Origin of the sequence: Micromonospora sp. DT201 (genome assembly GCF_049841575.1) — a bacterium.
GTDB lineage: Bacteria > Actinomycetota > Actinomycetes > Mycobacteriales > Micromonosporaceae > Micromonospora.
In genome coordinates this window covers 1-20,151 of sequence record NZ_JBNCKP010000042.1, presented here as the reverse complement: position 1 = coordinate 20,151, position 20,151 = coordinate 1, and the positions used below count along the sequence as shown (strand labels likewise).

Genomic DNA, 20,151 nt, shown 5'->3' with positions numbered 1-20,151 from the left:
AAACTCCCCACCCAAGTGTGGATCAACCAGCCAGCCCAACAGGCACAGACCGTCTCAGTTTGACTTGACAACTACCGGTCGGCGTCGCGTGGCGCGGCCGGCAGGTTGCCGCCGACCGGTTCCATCTGACGGCGCGGTTCGGGGGCGGGGCGGGCATGGATCTGTCCTTTCAGGATTTAAGCCTGTTCGAATTCGGAGGTTAATGGCACTGTCGCTGCCATACACGGTCGCGGGATTTACTGACTGTGGACGCTTATCCACCCGTTCCGTTCGTACGGTGTCAAGCCAATCGTTGATTCTTGAGCAGGTCGCAGGGTGTATTTGCTTGCCCTGTTCGAAATCGATGTAGACTCGGAGATTTTGAAGCGTTTCCACGTTGGAGCCTTTCGGTGAGGGGTGCGTGCCGGTGATCGCCCTGGTAGCGGTGTTGCCGAGAGGGGTTTCGTATGTCTGCCAGCGCTGCCGAGTCGGAGGATCCGGCGATCGGCGTGCTTGCCGGACTGCTCGTCCACACGTCGGGCGGGCCGTACGACTCGAAGTCCGGCGGCGCATGGGTGGCTCGGAGTGCATTCGGTCTTGGCTCGGTTAGCCACCACAGTGGCCAACCTGGATGGTTAGGACTGCTTATGTTCTGCGGAAGTTGCCGAAAACTGGAAGGAGCGTGCCGGCTGAGCCTTCCGCTCAACCGGCACGCTCGCCTGCTGCTCTACGAATCGTGGTTATGGGTGTAGCGTTCACCTACTTTCGGCTCGTCAGGGTGTCAGGAGCCCTCTGGTCGTTTGTTGGCTCTCGCGGATTGCTGCCTGCGTTGTCGTGGCGCAGTTGGGTAAGAAAGCGCAGGCGGGCGATGGGTCATGTTGTTCGAGGATCTGCTGCTTACCGACCAAGACGGGGTGATCGATGCGATTGCCGTCGTCGTCCTCGGCGGTGTAGATATGATGGCGACGGCCGAGGAGCTCCAGGCGCCCGGGCGGTCGGGCGGTCGGTGAGGTGGCGCAGCGCTGTTCCGAGAGCGCTTCGTTCACACCGAAGAGGTCGCTGGTTCGATACCAGCATCGCCCACTCTCAGTTTATGCAGGTCAGAAGCCCGTTGCCGAAGTCATCGGTAACGGGCTTTGCTGTATGTGCGGCTTACATTGGGAGCAGATTGGGAGCAGCGGCTCTGGTTGGGTAGTCCTGCGGGCGGCGACAGGGCAGTCCGATGCCCCGATCGTTCGACCGCTCCGTCCAGATGCCAGCTCTGGCGGCATCACGAAGGCTGCGACAACAGCAGCCTCGCGGCTGCCCTACGGCCAGGTGATCTGCGGCGCCCTGGTCGCGCGGTGGCACCTGAATCGGCTGGTCGAAGGTCCGAGACGGGCTTGGCGCAAGGTATGGCGAACCAGTGGTGGCCCGCTCTGGCTGATCGGCGGGACACCCGCTGATTCGCATTGTGCATCGTGGTCTTCACCTCCTCGATGTGCCGGGGGTTCGAGGATGAGGGCCGGAGAGTGGGAGCGCCACAGCGTGAACCGTCCATGGTGTCTGGAACAGAGGTAAGCCACCAGGTGCGGCCATTAGACGGAAGTTGCGGTCCAGGCGTCGGGTGTAGATCGTGTCGGCCGTGTTCGCCATCGTGGGTCCGCGGCCGGCGCGGGTAGTGCATGCACTTTGATTGGTCGGCATGATGAACCACGCTGGCCACCTCGATTAGTCACCGGGCCCGGCTCGGCCCGTGGGAGGGCGACCTGGGCGGCGGGGCCGTCGAGGGGTAGGTCGGTGCGGACGAACGACCACGCCAGGATCGTCGCTGATCCGATGAGCGCGCCCTTGACGGGCCGGTTGGTCAGTGACTGCGGGGGCTACGCGGCTGCGGCGAGTGCGGAGATGACGGAGGTGGGCATCTGCTGGCGGGCGGTTCCGCTCGCGGTCGAGGTGAGGAAGTTCAGTAGGTGGCAGGGGCGCTCGGGGGTGCCGAGCGGGACTGGTTCGACCCGTCGCCATCCGCGAGCTGAGGCGGCCTTGATTGCGGTGAGGTAGGTGCCTTCGCTCATGCGGCCGAGCGTGCGGGCGCGCATCAGCAGCGCGGCCAGCGAGACCTGCCAGTAGCGCTTGAGTTCGAACAGTCTTGACCAGTCGACAGTGTCGGGTAGTTGGTCGGCGATTTCGTCGGCAGGCATGAGGAACGCCGCGGCGAACGTGTGTGCCTGTTTTTCGACTTCTTTGACGCCCCAGATTTGTTCGCCGTGCAGCACGAGGTGGGCCAGTTCGTGGGCGGCGTCGAAGCGTGATCTGGCGCGGTCGTTCTTGTCCGTGCCGAGCACGACGACCGGATGGTCGTTGAATGGTAGGGAGAAGGCGTCGACGTCGGTGCTTCCCAACGGAAGGCGGATGACGACGACACCGTGGTGTTCGAGGAGGTCCACGACGTTGCCGACAGGTCCGGGGGGTAGTTTCCACTCCGCACGGGCCTGCCCGGCGATGCGCTCGATCTCCTCGCGGGTGGCATCGAGGCTGTTGACCCGGATCTGCGGGACGGTGCCGGTGGGGAACTGCCCGGCGGCGGTGGCGTGGACGGCGAGGTCGTGGGCGACGTGGGCGACGGCCCGCGCCCGGCGGCGATCGGCGACCGCGGTGCGGCGCAGCGATCGGAAGAATCCCTCGTGTGTCTCCACGAGGGGCTGGTTGAAGAATTCGACGGGGACATCGAGCGTCACGCTCAGGACGTTGAGCGTCTCGGGACTGGGCCGGGCGGCGCCGCTCTCGAACTGGCTGACAGCGGCTGCGGAGACCGTTACCCGCCCAGCGAGATGCGCCTGACTGAGCCCGGCCAGCTCCCTAGCCATCCGCAGGCGTGCCCCCTGGAACCCCGGCGCGCTCAACTCTGTCTCCTCCGCCCTTGATCTTGCATCCGATTCTGGTCGATTCGCGGCGTAAGGCCGGACTGCCGCGCCGAACATTACCCTTCCGACGCGGAACACTATGCGGAACATGACGTCGAAAAATTAAGTAAGATCCGAAGGGCTGGAGCCGGGGGCCGACCGCGCTGTGCGGTCAGGTCTTGCCGGCCACGACGACTCCGCCACGGAACGGCGGGTCAGAACGGATGTGTGTACATGGCACCGCGAACCACAGGGGAGGCGTTCGGCAATTTCGACGCCGCGCTGAACCTTGACCGGCGGGAACTGGAGCAGGCTCAGCGCCGCCACCAGGAGGTCACCGAGGTCTTGACGGAGGTGGGCATTGCCTCGTCGACCTTCCTGCAGGGCAGCTTCGCCCGCAAGACGATGCTCAAGCCGCTCAAGGACGTCGACATGATCGTCCTGCTGGCCGAGGATCACCGGCAGCGGTGGTTCGGCGCCGGTAAGGGCGGCCCGGCCGCCTCGATGGCGGCGATCCGCCAGGCGGTCGCCGCTCGTTGGCCCGACGCCCGTTTCGACGAGGACAAGCAGCCTGCCCACGCGCTGCAGGTCACGTTCGTGGACTGCACCTTCACGTTCGACCTGGTGCCGGCCTTCGAGGACGGCGACACCGACGAGGGCGTGTTCATCGCCGACCGTGACCTCGACCGGTGGGAGTGGTCGAACACCCGCACCCTGCGGCGGGTGGTCCGTGAACGTAACCTGGCCACCGTCGGTGCCTTCGTGCACCAGGTCCGGATGGGCAAGTCGTTCAAGACCAACCAGCCCACGCTGGAAAAACTGTCTGGCCTGGTCATCGAGTCCCTGTGGTACGCGGCGATCACGACGAAGATGTCCCACGCCGCCGCCACGGTCACCGCGCTCGACCATGCGGCCGAGGCGGTCATGGGCAACGTGTACGACCCGACCGGCGTGGACGACCTCGCCAAGGACTGGACACCGGGCGAGCGGTTGCGGTTCAGCCAGACGTTCGGTCTCGCGGCCAAGCGGGGCCGGGAGGCGCAGCGGCTCGCCGCCGACGGTGACCATCAGGCCGCGATCGATATCTGGCACGCGGTGTTCGGCGAGCCGTTCCCCGCCCCGGCCGCCCAGCCCGCCGCGCAGGCGCTGGCCGCGCTGAGCGCGGGCAGCATCACCTCCACCGGCCGGGCCGTGACCTCGCAGCGCGGTGCGCAGACCAACCGGCCGGCGAGGTCATGGCGTACCCGGTGACGGCGGTCCTGCAGGATCCCGCCGCAGCGGCCGACCACCTCCTGCGCCACGCCGACGTGTTCGGCGTGGCGCAGGCCGCCGGCCACACCGCCGCGCTCGGTGGGGCTCGCCTCGAGCTGACCCTGCTACCGCTTCCCGCGTTGGCAGCCGACGGCTACCCGGTCGAGCGGATCCGGCTGGTCGTCCTCCCGCCCGGCGACCGTGTGCATGCCTACCCGCGCTCTGGCAGCGACCGTCCCTTCAAGCACCGCAACCTACAGCTCGGGGATCTCTGCCTGCAGTACGACCGCGACGATCCCGCGCTGCGGTGGCTTCCCGAAGACGGACTGGAGCCTCTGGTCACGCTCGTGCACCGGCATCTGATCTTCGAGGAGGCGTGGCGGCGCAGCGGCGAGTGGCCGTGCGAGGATGCCCCCCACGGCGATGACCGGAAGGCTCCACACGGGATCGCCACGACTGCGCTGCGGAAGGAAATCGGCCGGTGGTCACGGACCAAACGATGCTCGCGCAGGCCGTGGATTCCGCCGCCGCCCAGCCGCCCACGATCACCATCGCCCTGGCCGTCCTCGGCTCCAGCGTGGTCGCTGGCCTGATCAGCGTCATCCTCGGCAATACCCGGGCGAATGCCACGGCACGCCGAGAACGCTACGCCCAAGCCGTGCGCACCCTCGTCGCCTGGGCCGAATACCCCTACCGCATCCGCCGCCGAACCAGCGACGACGCGGCCACCCTCACCGCCCTCGCCGACCGCGGCCACACTCTGCAGGAACAACTCGCCGAATCTCGCGCGTGGATCGCCGCCGAGAGCCGCGCCATGAGCGAGGTGTTCGACGCCTGCCTCGCCGACATCAACCCCCTGGTCGGACCCGCTTGCGCGATCGCCTGGCAGCAGCCACCCATCATCAAGAGCGCCGAGATGCTGCTCGGCGACTTCGGCCCTCGCGGAATCAACGCCATCGTCGCGCGCATGGAGTGCGCAATCATTTACCGTTTCGGACTGCGCCGCCTGATGTGGCGCCGCTGGGTACTGCGCAGACTCCGTCACCGGGCCTGCCTGCCCCCGCGCTGATCGCCGGCGGGGTTCACCCTCGTCGGCGTGACGCTGACCCAACGCGTGCAGCGTCGCCAGCAGGAGGCGACCCGCGTCGCCGCTGCCCGCGACCGCGCCGAGGCCGTGACCACCGCTGATCGTCGCCGCCACTGAACTGCACATGGTCCTGGTCGCGCAGCAGCTGCGGTGGAACGACTGGCAGCCGAGGCTACTCACCATCGGCCAGTCGCTGCGGAGTTCTTCGCCGGCCGCGAGGCCACCGGCTACGCGACCGGCGTCGCCCGAGCCGGCAGCGTCGCCGTGGACTCGAACACGCGCAACCTAGCCGCTGGCGTCACGTTCCTGCGCGAGCCATACGTGCGACTGACCACCGCGATCAGCCGCGGCGACCTACTACCCGACACGGACGTCGTCGCAGCCGCGATGCGCACCTCCGAGGCCGCCGGCGAGAGCTGCGGTTGTGAGCTGGGGCAGTCTCGGCGCGCCGAGTTGACCGAAGTTTGTAATATCACAAAGATGGCAAACATGACATCTGTGGCGGCGGTGCCGGACGTACTCCGGGCCATCAGGGCTAATCTTGAGCTCACCCAGACGGAGCTCGCGGAACGACTCGGCGTGTCGTTTGCGACCGTCAACCGTTGGGAGGGCGGCGACGGCAGCACCAAGCCCCAGAAGGTCAAGCTGGCGAGCATCCTGGCGCTGGCCGAGGAGGCTGGCATCGACTTCGCCGATCCTGGCGATTCCGCCATTGTCACGTCGGGGCGGCGTAGTCGCGCGGCCAAGGCCGACACCAAGACGACCAAGCCCATGGAGCAGATGCTCTGGGACGCCGCCTGTTCGATCCGCGGTGAGAAGGACGCGGCCAAGTTCAAGGACTACCTCCTGCCGCTGCTCTTCCTGAAGCGTCTATCCGACGTCTTCGACGACGAAATCTCCCGCCTGGCCGACGAGTTCGGTGACCGCGAGGTTGCGCTGGAGATCGTGGAGGAGGACAAGGAGTTGCTGCGTTTCTACCTCCCGAAGGAGGCGCGTTGGAGTGTGATCTCCGGGCGTGAGTCGTACGACTGGCCCCCGGACGATCGCGGCCGTTCGACAACTCCGAAGGACATCGGGGAGCACCTGACCAAGGCGGTCCGTGCCGTCGTCCGCTACAACCCGAGCCTCAGTGGGGTCATCGACGTCGTCGACTTCGCTGCCGAACGAAACGGCGAGCGTGACATCAACCCGGCCAAGCTGCGGGGTGTGGTCGAGGCGTTCTCCGACCCGCGCTACCGTCTCGGCCTGGCCGACGTGCAGCCCGACTTCCTCGGGCGCGCCTACGAGTACCTGCTGCGGAAGTTCGCTGAGGGATCGGGCCAGTCGGCAGGCGAATTCTTCACGCCAACCGAGGTGGGCTTCCTCATGGCGCGCATCCTGCGTCCGCGGCCGGGCGAGACATGCCACGACTACGCCTGCGGCTCTGGTGGCCTACTGATCAAGCTGCAGCTCATTGCCCGTGAGCTTGACCCGACGAGCAAGGTGCCGCTCAAGATGTTCGGCCAGGAACTCCAGGCTGAAAGCTACGCCGTGGTGCGGATGAACACGATCATCCATGACATGGACGTCGACCTGCAGCGGGGCGACACCATGATCAACCCGAAATTCCGGGATCCCGTCGGCGGTCTCCAGCAGTTCGACATCGTTGTCGCCAATCCGATGTGGAATCAGACCTTCTCGCCCGACATCCTCGAGGACGACCCCTATGACCGCTTCGCCAAGGCGGGTGGCGTCACCTCCGGCAAGGGCGACTGGCCATGGCTCCAGCACACCCTGGCGGTCATGAACGACGGCGGCCGAGCTGCCGTGGTCCTTGATACCGGCGCGATGACGCGCGGGTCGGGATCCAAGAATGACGACAAGGAGCGCAACATCCGTAAGTGGTTCGTGGACCGGGATTTCATCGAGGGTGTCGTCCTGCTGCCCGACAACCTCTTCTACAACACCAGCGCTGCAGGAATCATCGTCATCCTCAACAAGCGCAAGCCGGCCGCCCGCAAGGGCAAGGTCCTCATGCTCAACGCCAGCCGACGCTTCACGAAGGGGCGGCCGAAGAACTTCCTCGACAGTGCCGATGTGGTCGAACTGGCTCGCATTTACCAGGCGGCCGAACCTGTCGAGGGCGAGTTCGCTGTCGTCGAGGCCGCCGAGTTGGTGAACGCCGACTACAACCTGAGCCCGTCACGCTGGGTTGCACGAGCTGCGGATGTCGAGAAGCGGTCGATCCCGGAGCTCCTGGACAATCTTCGAACTCTCGACCAGCAGCTAGCAGCGCTCAACGCCATTGTCTATAGCCTCGTGAAGCAGGTGGCGAAGTGACCACCGAGTGGGTGGAGCGGCCGTTCATCGAGGTCGCTGACTACAGCGTCGGCAGGACACCCGCGCGCGCGAACGCAGCTTTCTGGGCAGCGACGGAGGAGCCGACACCGTGGGTCACCATCTCAGACATGCCCGCCTACGGCGTGGTGGCATCGACCAAGGAGAGCATCAGTGGGGAGGCGTTCGACCGGGTCTTCGGTGGCTCCGTAAGACCGGCGGGCACCCTGATCATGAGCTTCAAGCTGACGATCGGTCGGGTCGCCACGCTTGGTATCCCGGCGGTGCACAACGAGGCAATCATCTCGATATACCCGAAGCCCGGCATGGACCAGCGTTTCCTTGGGTACTACTTGTCGCAAGTCGACTACACCCAGTTTCAAGACCGGCAGATCAAGGGCAACACGCTCAACAAGTCAAAAATCGACCGCATCCCTGTACCAGTGCCGCCCGAGGGTGAGCAGAAGGCTATCGCCGACGTCCTGGATGGGGTCCGCGACCTGGTCGCGCTCGAACAAGATGCAGTTACTGTCACCCGTCGGCTGATCCGCGCAATCGGTCAAGTGGTCCTCTCAACGGAGGAGGGCAGGCAGCTCGACGACTGGATGTACGAGCGCATCGGCGATCGACACGATGTCTCCTCTGGCGGTACGCCTTCTCGGTCGGTGCCCGTGTACTGGAACGGCGGGACCATCCCGTGGGTCAAGACGACCGAAGTCAACTACTCGGTCATCACCGATACCTCTGAGCGCATCACTCAGCGGGGTCTCGATGAGTCGGCGGCGAAGATTCTTCCGGCTGGCACCGTGGTTCTGGCCATGTACGGCCAGGGAGTCACGCGCGGCAAGGTCGCCATCCTGGGTATCGATGCCGCGACGAACCAGGCCTGCGCCGCGATCCAGGCGAACGATGACGCGGTCGAGGGGCGCTTCCTCTACCAGTACCTGGCGTTCAAGTACGAGGAGCTGCGGCGGTTGGCTCATGGCGGACAGCAGCAGAACCTCAACCTCGACATCGTTCGCGACTTCCCGATTGCGTACCCCGCAAGCAAGAAAACGCAGATCGAGATCGCAGAGGTGTTCGAGGCCCTGGACCGCAAGTTAAGTCTCCACAAATCCCGGCTGCGCGCGCTAGAAATTCTCTTCGAGACCGTCCTCGCACAGCTCATGTCGGGCGAGGTGCGTGTCAACGACCTTGAAGAAGCGGACCTTGGTGTGCAGCGCGAGCTAGAGGAGGCGACCGCATGACCACTCTCAAGATCAGCGAGGCGCGCACCGCGCAGTTCCCTATGGTCTCTCACGCCCATGGGGTCGGCTGGAACATCGTTGAGCCGGTGGATGCAGAGGTGCTCCGGCGCGGGCGCGAGAACATGCTGCTCACGTCGGTGCTGGAGGATAAGCTGCGGGAGTTCAACCCGTGGCTGACGCCTGACCAGGCGCGCTCCATCGTCGAGACCATCGAGGCGCTGCCGGCCACCATCGAGGGCAACTGGGAAGTCCTGCGCTGGATGCGCGGCGAGCACAAGTGGTACGACGAGAACGAGAAGCTCAGCCGTTCGGTCCAGCTCATCGACTTCGAGTGCCCGGATAACAACGAGCTTCAGGCCACCTGGGAATGGAAAATCGAGCCGGTCGCGCGCAAGGGCAACCGTGCCGACGTCATCTTCGTGGTCAACGGCCTCCCGGTAGCCATCGTGGAGCACAAGAGCCCGACCTCGGGTGATGCCTTGTCCCGTGGCATCACTCAGCTGCGCCGCTACGAGCAGGCGACGCCCGAGCTGCTCGCTCAGACCCAGCTCTACAACGTCACCCACATGCTGGGATACTGGTACGGCGTCACCTGGAACGTCTCGCGGCGCTTCATCTTCAAGTGGAAGTACGCCGAGGACGAGAGCTACAAGAGCGCCGTCGAGGCCTTCTTCGAGCCGCATGCGTTCCTGCGAACCCTCAAGGACTGGATCCTCTTCTACGTTGAGGACTCCGAGACCCGGAAGTCGGTTCTCCGCGAGCACCAGCGCAAGGCCGTCGATAAGGTCGTTGCTCGCTGCGCCGACCCGACGAAGAACCGCGGCCTCATCTGGCACACCCAGGGGTCGGGCAAGACCTTCACGCTCCTGACCGCTGCCCGCCAGATCCTTGAGGACAAGGCGCGCTTCGCCAACGCAACGGTCATCCTGGTCGTCGACCGCAACGAGCTGGAGGGCCAGCTCAAGGGCTGGGTGGAGCGGCTGCTCGGTGAGATGCAGGCGAGTGACATCGCCGTGCGTCGTGCGGACAGCAAGGCCGACCTGCAGGACATCTTCGACTCGGACTTTCGGGGCCTGGTGGTCTCGATGATTCACAAGTTCGAGGAGATCAAGGCCAATTCGTCGACGCGGGACAACATCTACGTCTTCATCGACGAGGCGCACCGGTCGGTGGCCGCCGACCTCGGCACCTACCTGATGGCCGCCGTCCTGAACGCGACGATCATCGGCTTCACGGGTACGCCGGTCGGCGACAGCAAGGCGGGCTCAGGTTCGTTCAAGATTTTCGGCCGCGACGATGAGGACGGCTTCCTCGACAAGTACTCGATCATTGAGTCGATCGAGGACGAGACGACCCTTCCGATCCGCTACAAGCTCGCCCCGTCGAGCATGCGCCTGCCAGCCAAGGACCTCGAAGAGCAGTTCTATGCCCTGGCCGGCGAGGAGGACGTCACCGACGTCGACGAGCTCAACAAGGTGCTGGAGCGGGCGGTCAACCTGCGGGCGTTCCTCGGAGCAGAGGACCGGGTCGACCGGGTCGCTGAGTTTGTCGCTGGGCACTTCAAGGAAAACGTCCTGCCGCTCGGCTATAAGGCGTTCGTGGTGGCTGTCGACCGCGAAACCTGCGCCAAGTACAAGGTGGCTCTCGATCGCTACCTGCCGCCCGAGTGGTCGGAGGTCGTCTACTCCAAAAACGCCAACGACGTCGTCGACCGCCCTGTCGTGGCCGAGCTCCAGATCTCTGAGACGCGAGAGGAGGAGGTCCGCAAGTTCTTCAAGAAACCGGGCCTGGAGCCCAAGATCCTCATCGTCACCGACAAGCTCCTGACCGGCTACGACGCCCCGGTGCTCTACGTCATGTACCTGGACAAGCCGATGCGCAACCACGTGCTGCTCCAGTCGCTGGCTCGGGTCAACCGGCCGTACATCGATAACCAGAACGTCAGCAAGAAGGTTGGCCTGGTCGTCGACTTCGTCAGCGTCCTCGAAAACATGAAGAAGGCGCTGACGATCGACGCCAGTGCGGTCAAGGGTGCGCTCGAGGATCTCGACATCCTCATGGTCGACCTGCACCAGAAGGTCGGCGCAGCCGCGGCCGAGTACCTGCAGGCCGACGGTAGCCAAACTCCCGACGCTCAGCTCGAAGCGGCGGTCTTCGGTCGGTTCATCGACCCGGCGGCTCGCAAGGTCTTCTACGACGCCTACAAGGACATCGAGACGCTCTGGGAGATCCTGTCGCCCGACCCTGGCCTGCGTGACCACATCCGGACCTACAAGGACCTGTCCAAGCTTTACGCGGCGGTGCGCGCCAACTACACCGATTCCGGTAGCTTCCTTGGCGACCTGGAGCACAAGACGCGGAAGCTCATACAGGACAGCGCCACCCAGGACGGGCTCGGTCGCTTCTCCAAGGTCGTCGACTTCGACGTCGAGACGCTGGAGCAGCTCAAGAGTGAAGAGGGTCCGGACGAGGGCAAGGTGTACAACCTTCTCCGTGGTCTCCGGAAGGAGATGGAGGAGGACCCGGCCGGCGCCGTGGTGCTGCAGGGCATAAAGGAGCGGGCAGACCGGGTCATGCAGAACCTCGAGGACCGCAAGATCAACGGCATCGCCGCCATGATCCAGCTGGAGGCGCTTGTCCAGGAGAAGGCCAAGGCGAAGAAGAAGGCCAAGGAGAGCGGCCTCACCGATCTTGGCTTTGCCATCTACTGGGTGATCGCTCAGGACGAGGGTGCCAAGAAGGCGTCGTTCGACTCGATGGCTGCCTCGCGGGAGATCGAGACAGTGCTCGGCAAGTTCCCAAACTGGCGGGAGAACCCTGACGAGAAGCGTCGCCTCCGAGCTGGCCTCTACAAGCCGCTCCTGGCACTCGGCAAGGAGGAACGGGCGGCCGTCATCGAGCGGATCATGCAGGTTCTGGAGCTGGCGAGCTGATGATCATCAAGTCGTCGCTCTACCCCGAGCAGCAGCTTCGCCGGCGGGCGATGGGATGGGCTGTCAAGCTCAAGGTCAACCCGGAGCAGGTCCAGATCAAGCGCCTACCGGGCAAGTGGGGGTCGTGCGCGCCCGATGGCGTCGTGACCCTTGCGGAGGATCTCGCTACTGAGGCCGAGGACTTCCAGGACTACGTCATCGTTCACGAGCTGCTGCACCTCAAGTACCGCGACCACGGCAAGCAGTTCAAGGCGATGATGAACGCCCTCGTGCCCAACTGGCGGGATCTGGAGCAGAGCAGCAAGCACTCAACGGAACGGCAGATGGATCGGCGAGGTGAAGGCGCATGACCACGGTGGGCGAGCACATCCGAAGCACGGATGCGGCGATCTGCCAGAACATCGCCTCACTGACTGACCAGCGTGAGCTGCTGTCCCAGAACGTCCTTGCTCAGCTCCGCAATCTGGTTGAGGGAGTCGCTGTGCGCCTCCAGCTGGGTTCCTCCGACGCCGAGTACAACTATCCAGCGATCGGACTCGGGCTCGCCTTCGTGAAGGCAAAGGGTCAATACAGGTTCCTGAGCGGGTTCCACAAGCTGCTTGAAGCGAGCGCCTCGCACTACACGATGGACGGGGACGCCTCCGAGCGCTTGATGCTCAAGTACTACGAGTACCTCCTGCGTATCCGCACTCTACTCAAGGACGGCTGCGGGATCGAGGCGCTCACCAACCTGGAGTCGTTCCCGGTCGATCTCGACCCGTCCCTGCGGGAGTATCACGAGAAGATCGCTGCCCGGATTGATGCGCTGCCTTCGACCGACTCGGGGAGCGGAGCACGGGACCGGTACTATATCCACAGGACGCGTCCATTCTTCGTCGGCGGGCGCATCTACTACGAGGTCACCTTTTACCGGGCCGTCAACAAGGTCAGCAAGTTCGACCGCATCATGGCCTTCACCGGCATCGACATGACCGACAAGTACTCGGCCATGCTGACGCTTCAGGGTGACTCGATCGACGTCCTCGACCAGACGATGCCTATCACGATCATCCGCGACTGGGAGGTCTCGATCCGCCCCTGCGAGTTCAACAACTTCGCACGGCTTCTGGGCATCACCATCAAGGCCAACGTCGGCTCCTCAGAGTACCGATACCTGATGCGAGGCCTGACCGTCGGCGCGGGAAGCCTGCTCGACCTCACCGACATGTCCGATGAGCAGTACGAATTGACCAAGGCCGCAGGCACGGCGGGTGCCGGCAAGCCGCAGATCTTCCCTGTGCTGGACGAGGCACGCCGCATCGTGCGGTCGGAGGTGCCAGGTCACAACGTAATCCGCTACCTCATGCTGCGGATGCATAACCAGTTGCTGAAGCCGCAATACAGCTGGGACAAGTGCGGCCGCCTGTCTGAATTGAACCTGCAGTACGGGTGCACCCCGTTCGACACCATGCCGTTTTGCAGCTCGCCGATCGGGCATAACCCGCGCTACTGGGACCTCGTCGAGAGCCTCGATGCGACTGACCGGAGCCACGAGCTGCTCGCGCGGCGAGTGCGGAACAACGTCGAGCGCCACGGGGTCCTCTACACGCCCGTCGCCGATCTGGAAGCGCTTGGAGATGTCATCAAGCTGCTCGCCGCCTACAACGGCAGGCTCTACTACAAGCACACCGAGCGCCAGTTGGTGCAGGACAAGGGCCATGTGTTCATCCGCGGCTACGAGGACGATACCGTCGCCATCCTCGAGAAGCTCCAGGAGTATGCGGGCTCCGGGATCGATGGCTACAAACCGGCCGTCGAACGGTGGCTGGGCGAGGCGCCTCGTGGCATCGATGACGAGGTCAAGAGCGACGCGCTCAAGTGCCTGTTCAGTCAGTCGAAGGTTGCTCTGATCTACGGTGCGGCCGGCACGGGCAAGTCGACGATGGTCGACCACATCGCCAAGTACTTCAACGACAAGGCGAAGCTGTTCCTGGCTCACACCAACCCGGCGAAGGATAATCTTGAGCGCAAGGTGACCGCGCAGAACTCGACCTTTCGGACGATCAGCAGCCAGATCTACCGGAGTGCATGTGATCCCGAGTACGACCTTCTGGTCATCGACGAGTGCAGCACGGTCAGCAACGCTGACCTGCTCAAAGTGCTAGAGAAGACGTCGTTCAAGCTGTTGGTCCTGGTAGGCGACGTCTACCAGATCGAGTCCATCCAGTTCGGCAACTGGTTCAGTATCATCCGCTCGTTCATCCCGCGCACGTCGGTGTTCGAGCTGATGACGCCGTTCAGGACCAAGAGCCAGTCCCTCCTGGGCTTCTGGGGCAAGGTGCGGAACATCGATGACGACATCGCCGAGGTCATCGCCCGCAACGGCTACTCGACCGTGCTCGACAAGTCGCTGTTCGAGGCGCAGCGGAAGGACGAGATCATCCTGTGCCTGAACTACGACGGCTTGTACGGCATCAACAACGTCAACCGCTTCCTCCAGAGCAGTAACCCGAACCCGGCGACCACCTGGCGTGTCTCCACCTACAAGGTCGACGACCCCGTCCTCTTCAACGAGACCGAGCGGTTCAGGCCGGTGATCTACAACAACCTGAAGGGCCGGCTCGTCGACATCGCCTACCACCCAGGCCGGATCCAGTTTGACGTTGAGCTGGATCGGCCGCTCACCGGGTTCGACGTTGTCGGCGGCGAACTGGAGTGGGTGGAGGGCTCGACTGTGCGCTTCTCCGTCTACGACTACGACACCAGCGACGAGGACGACGACTCGGTCAACACCGCTGTGCCATTCCAGGTCGCCTACGCCGTCTCGATCCACAAGGCCCAGGGCCTCGAGTACGATTCTGTCAAGATCGTCATGACTGACGCCAACGAAGATGACATCACGCACAGCATTTTCTACACGGCAGTCACTCGGGCGCGGGAGAGCCTCAAGATCTTCTGGACCCCAGAAACCCAGCAGGCCGTCCTCAAGAGCCTCCCGCGGGCAAGCAGCCCCAAGGATGTAGCCCTTCTGTCAACCCGCCGCGGCCTTACTCCGGTCGCTGGGGCTCGACGAGCTTCCTGACCACTCGGCGTGATCGCCAACCTCAGGCGAAGATCGGCACCTTGCTGCATATGTCGGCCTTCATGCGTGCCGATAGCCGTCAGTGCACGGCGGCGTACGCCCGGAGCAGCGATCCTGTCGTGGGTAACGATTTTGCCTGATCTCGGTCGCGGGTCCATTGACCTGCGGGAGTCCGGCTTGTACGAGCCGGGGTGTGTCCTGCCGAGTGAACAAGCGCGGCGGCCCCTGGTGGACGACTCACCAGCCGACGAGGTCCACTGGAAGGTCGATAGCCGGCGCACCGGCTGTACCAATAATTGTTATTCCGGGCGCAGGACAACCCTAGCTGCCACTCGATCAGGAGTTGCACCATTCGTCTTACAGTCCCGGCGCCGGGGGTCGATGTGCAGGAGTCCGCTGTGCAGGATGTTGATGGCACGCTCGGGCCTTTTGTCGGCGGTGTGGCGCTGGCCAAATGCAGGCGCTGGGCCATGGCCATCATCGGGCCGGTGATCTGCCGGACGACGGCCCCCCAGGTGATGTGCCGGTCGCGCCGACGGCGACGCGGTGGATCGGGCCGAGCGCGTAAGAGGCGGCGTGGGTCGTCTTGCCGGGTGGGATGAGGTGTGGGGTGCGGTGCAGGATCACTGCGGCGATGGTGCTGCGGATCTCGTCGCCGGAACCGGTGTGCGCCCGCAGGACGGCGCGCACAGGTAGACCCTGCTAGAGCCGGGCAGCTGGACGAGGATCATGGATCGCTCGCAGGTGCGGCAGGCCAGGAGATCGGGTGACACGGGCGCGGCCTGCACGGCGCGGGCCCGCGAGACCCATTCCTCGACCGTCGCCGGCGGCAGGCCAGGGCCGCGGGCCACGTCCCGAAACGCTCGGTGCAGGCTATCAACAGCGGCGTGCTCGATGTTCGCGGCGACGACATCGGCGACAAAGGCGGGTGTCCACGCGGCGAGGGCTAGCGTCCGCGTCGGCATCAGCGGTCCTTCCTGTTGTTCGTGTTCGGGCGTCGGGCAACACTGCTGGGTTTGTGCAGGCGGTCACGACCGAGGGCTGCGCATGGTGGAGGGTGTGGCCGGCGGCGACAGCGGGGGACTGTCGTCGCCGGCCACGTCGGTCGCCGCTGCCGTCCTCTACGGGCGGGCGACCGGCTTGTACGTCCCGACGTGGACCCAGCGCAGATGGCGGGCGGTGACCCCGGGGACGGTGATAGAGGAGCTCGGTCAGGGCTGTGACCTGGGTGTCTGCCTCCTGCCTAGCGTTGCGCGTCGGACTGGGCGTGCGCCGGCGCGGTGACGGTCGCCGGCTTGGCGGTGTTCGGGGGCCACGATCCGCGAGCCGGGTGAGGGTTGCGGCGCATCGGGTTGATTACAGGCCCGTTGGGCAGGGTGAGCGTGGGTCTCGGGAGGTAGCCGTGCCGGCGGTACACGTCCTGGCTGCCATGGATGGTCTCGGTCCAGGAGGGCAGGTCAATGCGGTCGAGGCGGCTCTCGTGGTGGGTGAGCATCGCCGCGCCGACGCCGCGCTGCCGGGCGGCGGGAAGGACGGCGAGGACTGCCAGGTGGTAGTGAGGTTCGGTGGGTCGGACCTGGGCGAGTAGTTGGTCGAGGAGTTCGAACTGGCGCGCGTGCGGGCCGGCGGCGTCGGCCAGTCGGCTGCGGTAGTTCGACGGTGGCGGGATGCTGCGGTAGCGGTGAAACCCCATCGCGGCGGCGCTCAGGTCGTTGGTGATCTGGATGTCGCCGAAGAACATGGCGTGTTCCACCCAGATGACCGCCACGTCGGTGAGGATCCGCCGCCGGCAGGTCGGATCGGGCACCAGCCACTGGGCGAGCGGACCGGAATGCAGGGCGTCGGCAATCAGCGCGGCGACCGGGTCCTTGTCCGCCCACCGGGCGGCACGGATACGCGGAATGACGTCCATGAGATGCCTCCAAGGGCAGCCGATCGGGTGGGATGGCGGGGCTCACCGGTAGGCGGCGGTGGCGAGGTCACCGACGGCGGCGTCCACCGCCGCGGTGATGTCGCGTACCTGCCGGTGGTGCCGCGCGGCGATGGTGCGTAGCTGCACGGTGAGGGCGGCGATGTCGTCGGCGAGGTACAGGTGGTTGGTCAGGCCGAGGGTCGCGACGAGGCCGCCGAGGGCGGCGGTGTGGTTGTCGGGCTGGTCACGGCCGGCGGCGAGGTAGTGCAGCCGGGCGCGGGCGACGACCGGCCACTTGAGGTCGGCGGGCAGGTAGCGGTCGGTGCGGGCGAGCCCGCCGAGGCGGCGGCGCACGTCGTGGCGCAGGATCCCGCCGGCGTGCAGGCCGGCGCGGGTGCGGTCGTACAGGTCGTCGGCGAATCCGCGCAGCCACCCCCGCAGGGGCGGGGTCGGGTGGGCGTAGCGGATGGAGGCCAGGGCGGTGTCGGCGATCCGATCCCCGACCGGGCGGTCCAGGTGCAGCCAGAGACGCTGCTCCTCGCCCGGCCCGGTGTCGCCGCTGGTGTCGAGAGCGATCCGCCCGGCGAGGAAAAGGTCGATGAGTACCGCACCGGCCAGGCCGAGGGCGAGGGCCTGGCGGTGAATGTGCGGCTGGCCGGTGTCGTCGTCGTGACCGAGCAGGAACAACTCGTCCCGCAACGGCAACTGGGGGATGGAGGAGGCCATGTGGATCCCGCCCTCTACCGCGGCACGCCGGCGTGCTGTCGGAGGCGGGCGTGCATCCCGCCGCAGGCGGCCTGCGGCTGCGGAAGCAGTAGCTTGTCGACGGCGGCGAGGACCGTGTAGTTCGGGTCGCAGACGTTGCCGATCGGCGCCCGCCCGGCCTGCGACACCAGCTGGTAGGCGTCGAGCTGCTCCAAGCCGGTGAGGTCACTCACCCAGCCGACCAGGTCGCGGTGCGCGATCCGGTACGCGTCCTCGAGGGGACGGGCGCAGCCAACTGACATGATCGACGTGTCGGTCTCCAGGCGGGGCCACACCGTCGGAACGCCCTTGATGACCTCGATGATCAGGGTGGTGGTCGTGGCGATCTCCACCCCGACGCCGCAGGCCTCACCCTCGCCTTGGCGGGCGTGCCCGTCGCCGAGGGCGAGCATCGCCCCGTGCACATTCACCCCCAGGTACAAGGTGGTACCGGCGCGCAACTCTGGCGTGTCGAGGTTCCCGCCATGGCTGTCGGGCACGATGGTCGAGCGCGCCTCGAACGCGCCCGGCGCGACGCCGATCGTGCCGATCATCGGGTCGAGCGGCAGGTCGACGGTGTGGTCGGTTTCGGTGGCGTGGAAGCGGACCGTGCCGGCCTGCCGGTCGATGTCGTACACCCACACCCGCTCCTGCAGCGGCGGCTGCAGGGTGGCGGTGTGGGACGTACCGGTCAGCGCCCCGAAGTGCGGGAACGTCGAGGAGACGCCCCAGTCGCGGGCGGGGGTGATGGCGGCGAGGTGGACGGCGAGGGTGTCGCCGGGTTCGGCGTCCTCGACGAAGAACGGCCCGGACACCGGGTTCAGGTACGGCATCCGGCACACCTGCGACGGCAGGTCCGCCGGCCCGCGGACGAGGCCGCCGAAGCAGTCCTCGGTGTACACCTGCAGGATGTCGCCGGAGCGGACGTGGGCCACCGGCATTCGGCCGCCGAAGGTGTAGGCGAGTTCGTCGCGGGCGGGACGGTACGTGATCGCGTCCATGGCGGTCACACCCGTTCCACGTGGCGGGCCTGCGGCTGCGCGGGCGCCAGACCCGACAGCGCGGGCCGGCGGCCAGCCAGGTAGAGGCCAGCGAGAACGGCCACGCCGAGGGCGAGCCAGGCCAGACCGAGGCGCTGCGCGGCGATGTTGGCGTTGACCACCACGTAGGCGAGGATCGCGAACCCGATCCCGGGCATGACCAGGTGCGCCCACCAGTTCCCGCTGCGCCGGCGGATGAGGTGGTGCACGACCACGGAGACGTGCAGCACGAGGAAGGCGACCATCGCCCCGAAGTTGATCAGCGACGACAGCAGCGTGATCCCGTCCGCGCGGGTGGCCATGTACAGGCCGAGCACCAGGGACACGGCGCCGGTGAGCAGGGTCGCGTTGATCGGCACGTTCCGGCGGATCGAAACCTTCGCCAAGAAGGCGGGCAGTTGCCGGTCCCGCGCCATCGCGTACAACAGCCGGGACGTGGCGACCTGGGCGACCATCGAGTTCGGCAGGCCCCACGCGATCGCGGTTGCTACCGCGCACAGGGTCGCCAGCCACCCTCCGCCAGCCACCTGCGCGGCGTCGTAGAAGGCGGTGCCGTTCGGATCCCCGTCGCTGAGCAGCGAGGCCGGCTCGGGGACGAGCATCGCGGCCAGCCAGGTCTGGGCGATGAACAGCACCCCGGCCAGGATGAGGACGGCGGCCATGGCCCGGCCGATCTGCCGGGAGCCGCCCTTGGTCTCCTCGGCCAGCATGGAGATGCCGTCGAAGCCGAGGAAGGACAGCACCGCGATCGACACCGCCCCCGCGACGAGCGACCAGGTGAAGGTGTCGGCGTTGTAGAACGCATCCCAACTGAACCGGCCCCTGCCCGTTGCGAGGGCCCAGCCGGCGACGGCGAGGAAGATCGCCAGGACGATCAGCTCGCCGACGAGCATCACCCGGGTCACCATCGCGGTCATCCGGATCCCCACCGAGTTGACGATCGTGTTGACCGCAACGAACCCGAGCAACCACAGCCACACCGGCACGGCCGGCACGGTGGAGTGCATCGCCACCGACGCCACCAGGTACAGCAGACCCGGCACGAGGACGTAGTCGAGCAGGATCACCCAGCCAGCCAGGAACCCGACCGGCGCGCTGATACCCCGGCCGGCGTAGTTGTAGACGCTGCCCGACATCGGGAACGCCTTCACCATCTGCGCGTACGAGAACGCGGTGAACACCAACGCCACCACACCGACCGCGTACGCCAAGGCCACCATCCCGCCGGAGCCGGCGTACACGCTTCCGAAGATCGCCATCGGCGCGATCGGCACCATGTACACCAGCCCGTACGCGACCAAGTCCCGGAACCGCAGCTGCCGGCTCAACTCCTGCCGATAGCCGTAACGCTCTAGATCGTGCTGATCCAACATCGGGGATCCTTTCAGTCGATCAATGAGTCGTCGGCACGTGCGTCATCGAGGCACCAGATGCCGGCATTTGGGCCGCGACGTGTTCAGTCCGGGACGCGGCACGCGCCACCGGCGACGAGAGTGACTTAAGGCGAAGTCGGCCGATGTCGGTAAGCCTTGCCGTCGACGTCTGACAATCCGCCGACATCAGCCTTCTTAGATGTCGGCTATCACGCCCCTGCTGCACGCGGCGCATGTCGCGTACTGGCACGCCCCTCTTGGTCAGGATGGTGTGAGACACCCCGTGTGAGTTGGGGGTGCTGACCTGAGGACGGGGATCGGAGATC

At 65.8% G+C, this 20,151-nt stretch carries 16 protein-coding genes; 8 read left to right on the top strand and 8 right to left on the bottom strand.

Annotated features, from left to right (window positions below; all coding sequences use genetic code 11):
* Positions 1–854: 854 nt before the first annotated feature.
* Complete coding sequence (locus ACLQ28_RS34090; RefSeq protein WP_425690371.1) at positions 855–989, top strand: hypothetical protein; 135 nt, start codon at positions 855–857, stop codon at positions 987–989.
* Between the two features lie 567 nt (positions 990–1,556).
* On the opposite strand, the gene ACLQ28_RS34085 is transcribed toward ACLQ28_RS34090, so the two are convergent.
* Together ACLQ28_RS34085 and ACLQ28_RS34080 are read right to left on the bottom strand one after the other, a co-directional pair.
* Entirely contained in the window at positions 1,557–1,829 is a 273-nt protein-coding gene (locus ACLQ28_RS34085) for a hypothetical protein (RefSeq protein WP_425690372.1), read from the bottom strand.
* Between the two features lie 12 nt (positions 1,830–1,841).
* A complete protein-coding gene (locus ACLQ28_RS34080) occupies positions 1,842–2,960 on the bottom strand; it encodes a helix-turn-helix domain-containing protein (RefSeq protein WP_425690370.1) in 1,119 nt (372 codons plus the stop codon).
* Between the two features lie 135 nt (positions 2,961–3,095).
* Between ACLQ28_RS34080 and ACLQ28_RS34075 the strand changes: the two genes are divergently transcribed.
* On the top strand, positions 3,096–4,112 hold the full coding sequence (locus ACLQ28_RS34075) for an SMODS domain-containing nucleotidyltransferase (RefSeq protein WP_425690369.1): 1,017 nt from the start codon (positions 3,096–3,098) through the stop codon (positions 4,110–4,112).
* 254 nt (positions 4,113–4,366) lie between these two features.
* On the opposite strand, the gene ACLQ28_RS34070 is transcribed toward ACLQ28_RS34075, so the two are convergent.
* Entirely contained in the window at positions 4,367–4,531 is a 165-nt protein-coding gene (locus ACLQ28_RS34070; RefSeq protein WP_425690368.1) for a hypothetical protein, read from the bottom strand.
* A gap of 80 nt (positions 4,532–4,611) precedes the next feature.
* On the opposite strand from ACLQ28_RS34070, the gene ACLQ28_RS34065 reads away from it, so the two are divergent.
* The 6 genes from ACLQ28_RS34065 to ACLQ28_RS34040 all read left to right on the top strand — a co-directional run bounded on the left by ACLQ28_RS34065 (position 4,612) and on the right by ACLQ28_RS34040 (position 14,756).
* Positions 4,612–5,181: a hypothetical protein gene (locus ACLQ28_RS34065; RefSeq protein ID WP_425690367.1), complete on the top strand. Its 570-nt coding sequence runs from the start codon at positions 4,612–4,614 to the stop codon at positions 5,179–5,181.
* A gap of 168 nt (positions 5,182–5,349) precedes the next feature.
* Positions 5,350–7,518: an N-6 DNA methylase gene (locus tag ACLQ28_RS34060; RefSeq protein ID WP_425690366.1), complete on the top strand. Its 2,169-nt coding sequence runs from the start codon at positions 5,350–5,352 to the stop codon at positions 7,516–7,518.
* Positions 7,515–8,762 carry a restriction endonuclease subunit S gene (locus ACLQ28_RS34055; protein WP_425690365.1) on the top strand — a complete coding sequence of 416 codons (1,248 nt, stop codon included), beginning with the start codon at positions 7,515–7,517 and terminating at the stop codon, positions 8,760–8,762. The genes ACLQ28_RS34060 and ACLQ28_RS34055 overlap by 4 nt, the downstream gene beginning before the upstream one ends.
* A complete protein-coding gene (locus ACLQ28_RS34050; RefSeq protein ID WP_425690364.1) occupies positions 8,759–11,695 on the top strand; it encodes a type I restriction endonuclease subunit R in 2,937 nt (978 codons plus the stop codon). Before ACLQ28_RS34055 ends, ACLQ28_RS34050 begins: the two co-directional genes overlap by 4 nt.
* On the top strand, positions 11,695–12,045 hold the full coding sequence (locus ACLQ28_RS34045) for a M48 family metallopeptidase (RefSeq protein ID WP_425690363.1): 351 nt from the start codon (positions 11,695–11,697) through the stop codon (positions 12,043–12,045). Before ACLQ28_RS34050 ends, ACLQ28_RS34045 begins: the two co-directional genes overlap by 1 nt.
* Positions 12,042–14,756 (top strand): ATP-dependent DNA helicase, encoded by a 2,715-nt coding sequence (locus tag ACLQ28_RS34040; RefSeq protein WP_425690362.1) that lies wholly within the window; start codon positions 12,042–12,044, stop codon positions 14,754–14,756. The genes ACLQ28_RS34045 and ACLQ28_RS34040 overlap by 4 nt, the downstream gene beginning before the upstream one ends.
* 477 nt (positions 14,757–15,233) lie before the next feature.
* On the opposite strand, the gene ACLQ28_RS34035 is transcribed toward ACLQ28_RS34040, so the two are convergent.
* From ACLQ28_RS34035 to ACLQ28_RS34015, 5 genes are all read right to left on the bottom strand, one after another.
* Entirely contained in the window at positions 15,234–15,446 is a 213-nt protein-coding gene (locus ACLQ28_RS34035) for a hypothetical protein (protein ID WP_425690361.1), read from the bottom strand.
* A 553-nt stretch (positions 15,447–15,999) separates the two neighbouring features.
* Entirely contained in the window at positions 16,000–16,668 is a 669-nt protein-coding gene (locus tag ACLQ28_RS34030) for a GNAT family N-acetyltransferase (protein WP_425690360.1), read from the bottom strand.
* A gap of 42 nt (positions 16,669–16,710) precedes the next feature.
* On the bottom strand, positions 16,711–17,394 hold the full coding sequence (locus tag ACLQ28_RS34025) for a GOLPH3/VPS74 family protein (protein ID WP_425690359.1): 684 nt from the start codon (positions 17,392–17,394) through the stop codon (positions 16,711–16,713).
* 14 nt (positions 17,395–17,408) lie between these two features.
* Complete coding sequence (locus ACLQ28_RS34020; protein ID WP_425690358.1) at positions 17,409–18,422, bottom strand: acetamidase/formamidase family protein; 1,014 nt, start codon at positions 18,420–18,422, stop codon at positions 17,409–17,411.
* Positions 18,419–19,825 (bottom strand): APC family permease, encoded by a 1,407-nt coding sequence (locus ACLQ28_RS34015; RefSeq protein WP_425690357.1) that lies wholly within the window; start codon positions 19,823–19,825, stop codon positions 18,419–18,421. Before ACLQ28_RS34015 ends, ACLQ28_RS34020 begins: the two co-directional genes overlap by 4 nt.
* Between the last annotated feature and the right edge of the window lie 326 nt (positions 19,826–20,151).

Bases quoted from the DNA above. Each gene is read 5' to 3' on its own strand.
- ACLQ28_RS34025 (WP_425690359.1), bottom strand. From the start codon at position 17,394: ATGGCCTCCTCCATCCCCCAGTTGCCGTTGCGGGACGAGTTGTTCCTG.
- ACLQ28_RS34065 (WP_425690367.1), top strand. From the start codon at position 4,612: ATGCTCGCGCAGGCCGTGGATTCCGCCGCCGCCCAGCCGCCCACGATC.
- ACLQ28_RS34030 (WP_425690360.1), bottom strand. From the start codon at position 16,668: ATGGACGTCATTCCGCGTATCCGTGCCGCCCGGTGGGCGGACAAGGAC.
- ACLQ28_RS34075 (WP_425690369.1), top strand. From the start codon at position 3,096: ATGGCACCGCGAACCACAGGGGAGGCGTTCGGCAATTTCGACGCCGCG.
- ACLQ28_RS34050 (WP_425690364.1), top strand. From the start codon at position 8,759: ATGACCACTCTCAAGATCAGCGAGGCGCGCACCGCGCAGTTCCCTATG.
- ACLQ28_RS34090 (WP_425690371.1), top strand. From the start codon at position 855: ATGTTGTTCGAGGATCTGCTGCTTACCGACCAAGACGGGGTGATCGAT.
- ACLQ28_RS34045 (WP_425690363.1), top strand. From the start codon at position 11,695: ATGATCATCAAGTCGTCGCTCTACCCCGAGCAGCAGCTTCGCCGGCGG.
- ACLQ28_RS34015 (WP_425690357.1), bottom strand. From the start codon at position 19,825: ATGTTGGATCAGCACGATCTAGAGCGTTACGGCTATCGGCAGGAGTTG.
- ACLQ28_RS34040 (WP_425690362.1), top strand. From the start codon at position 12,042: ATGACCACGGTGGGCGAGCACATCCGAAGCACGGATGCGGCGATCTGC.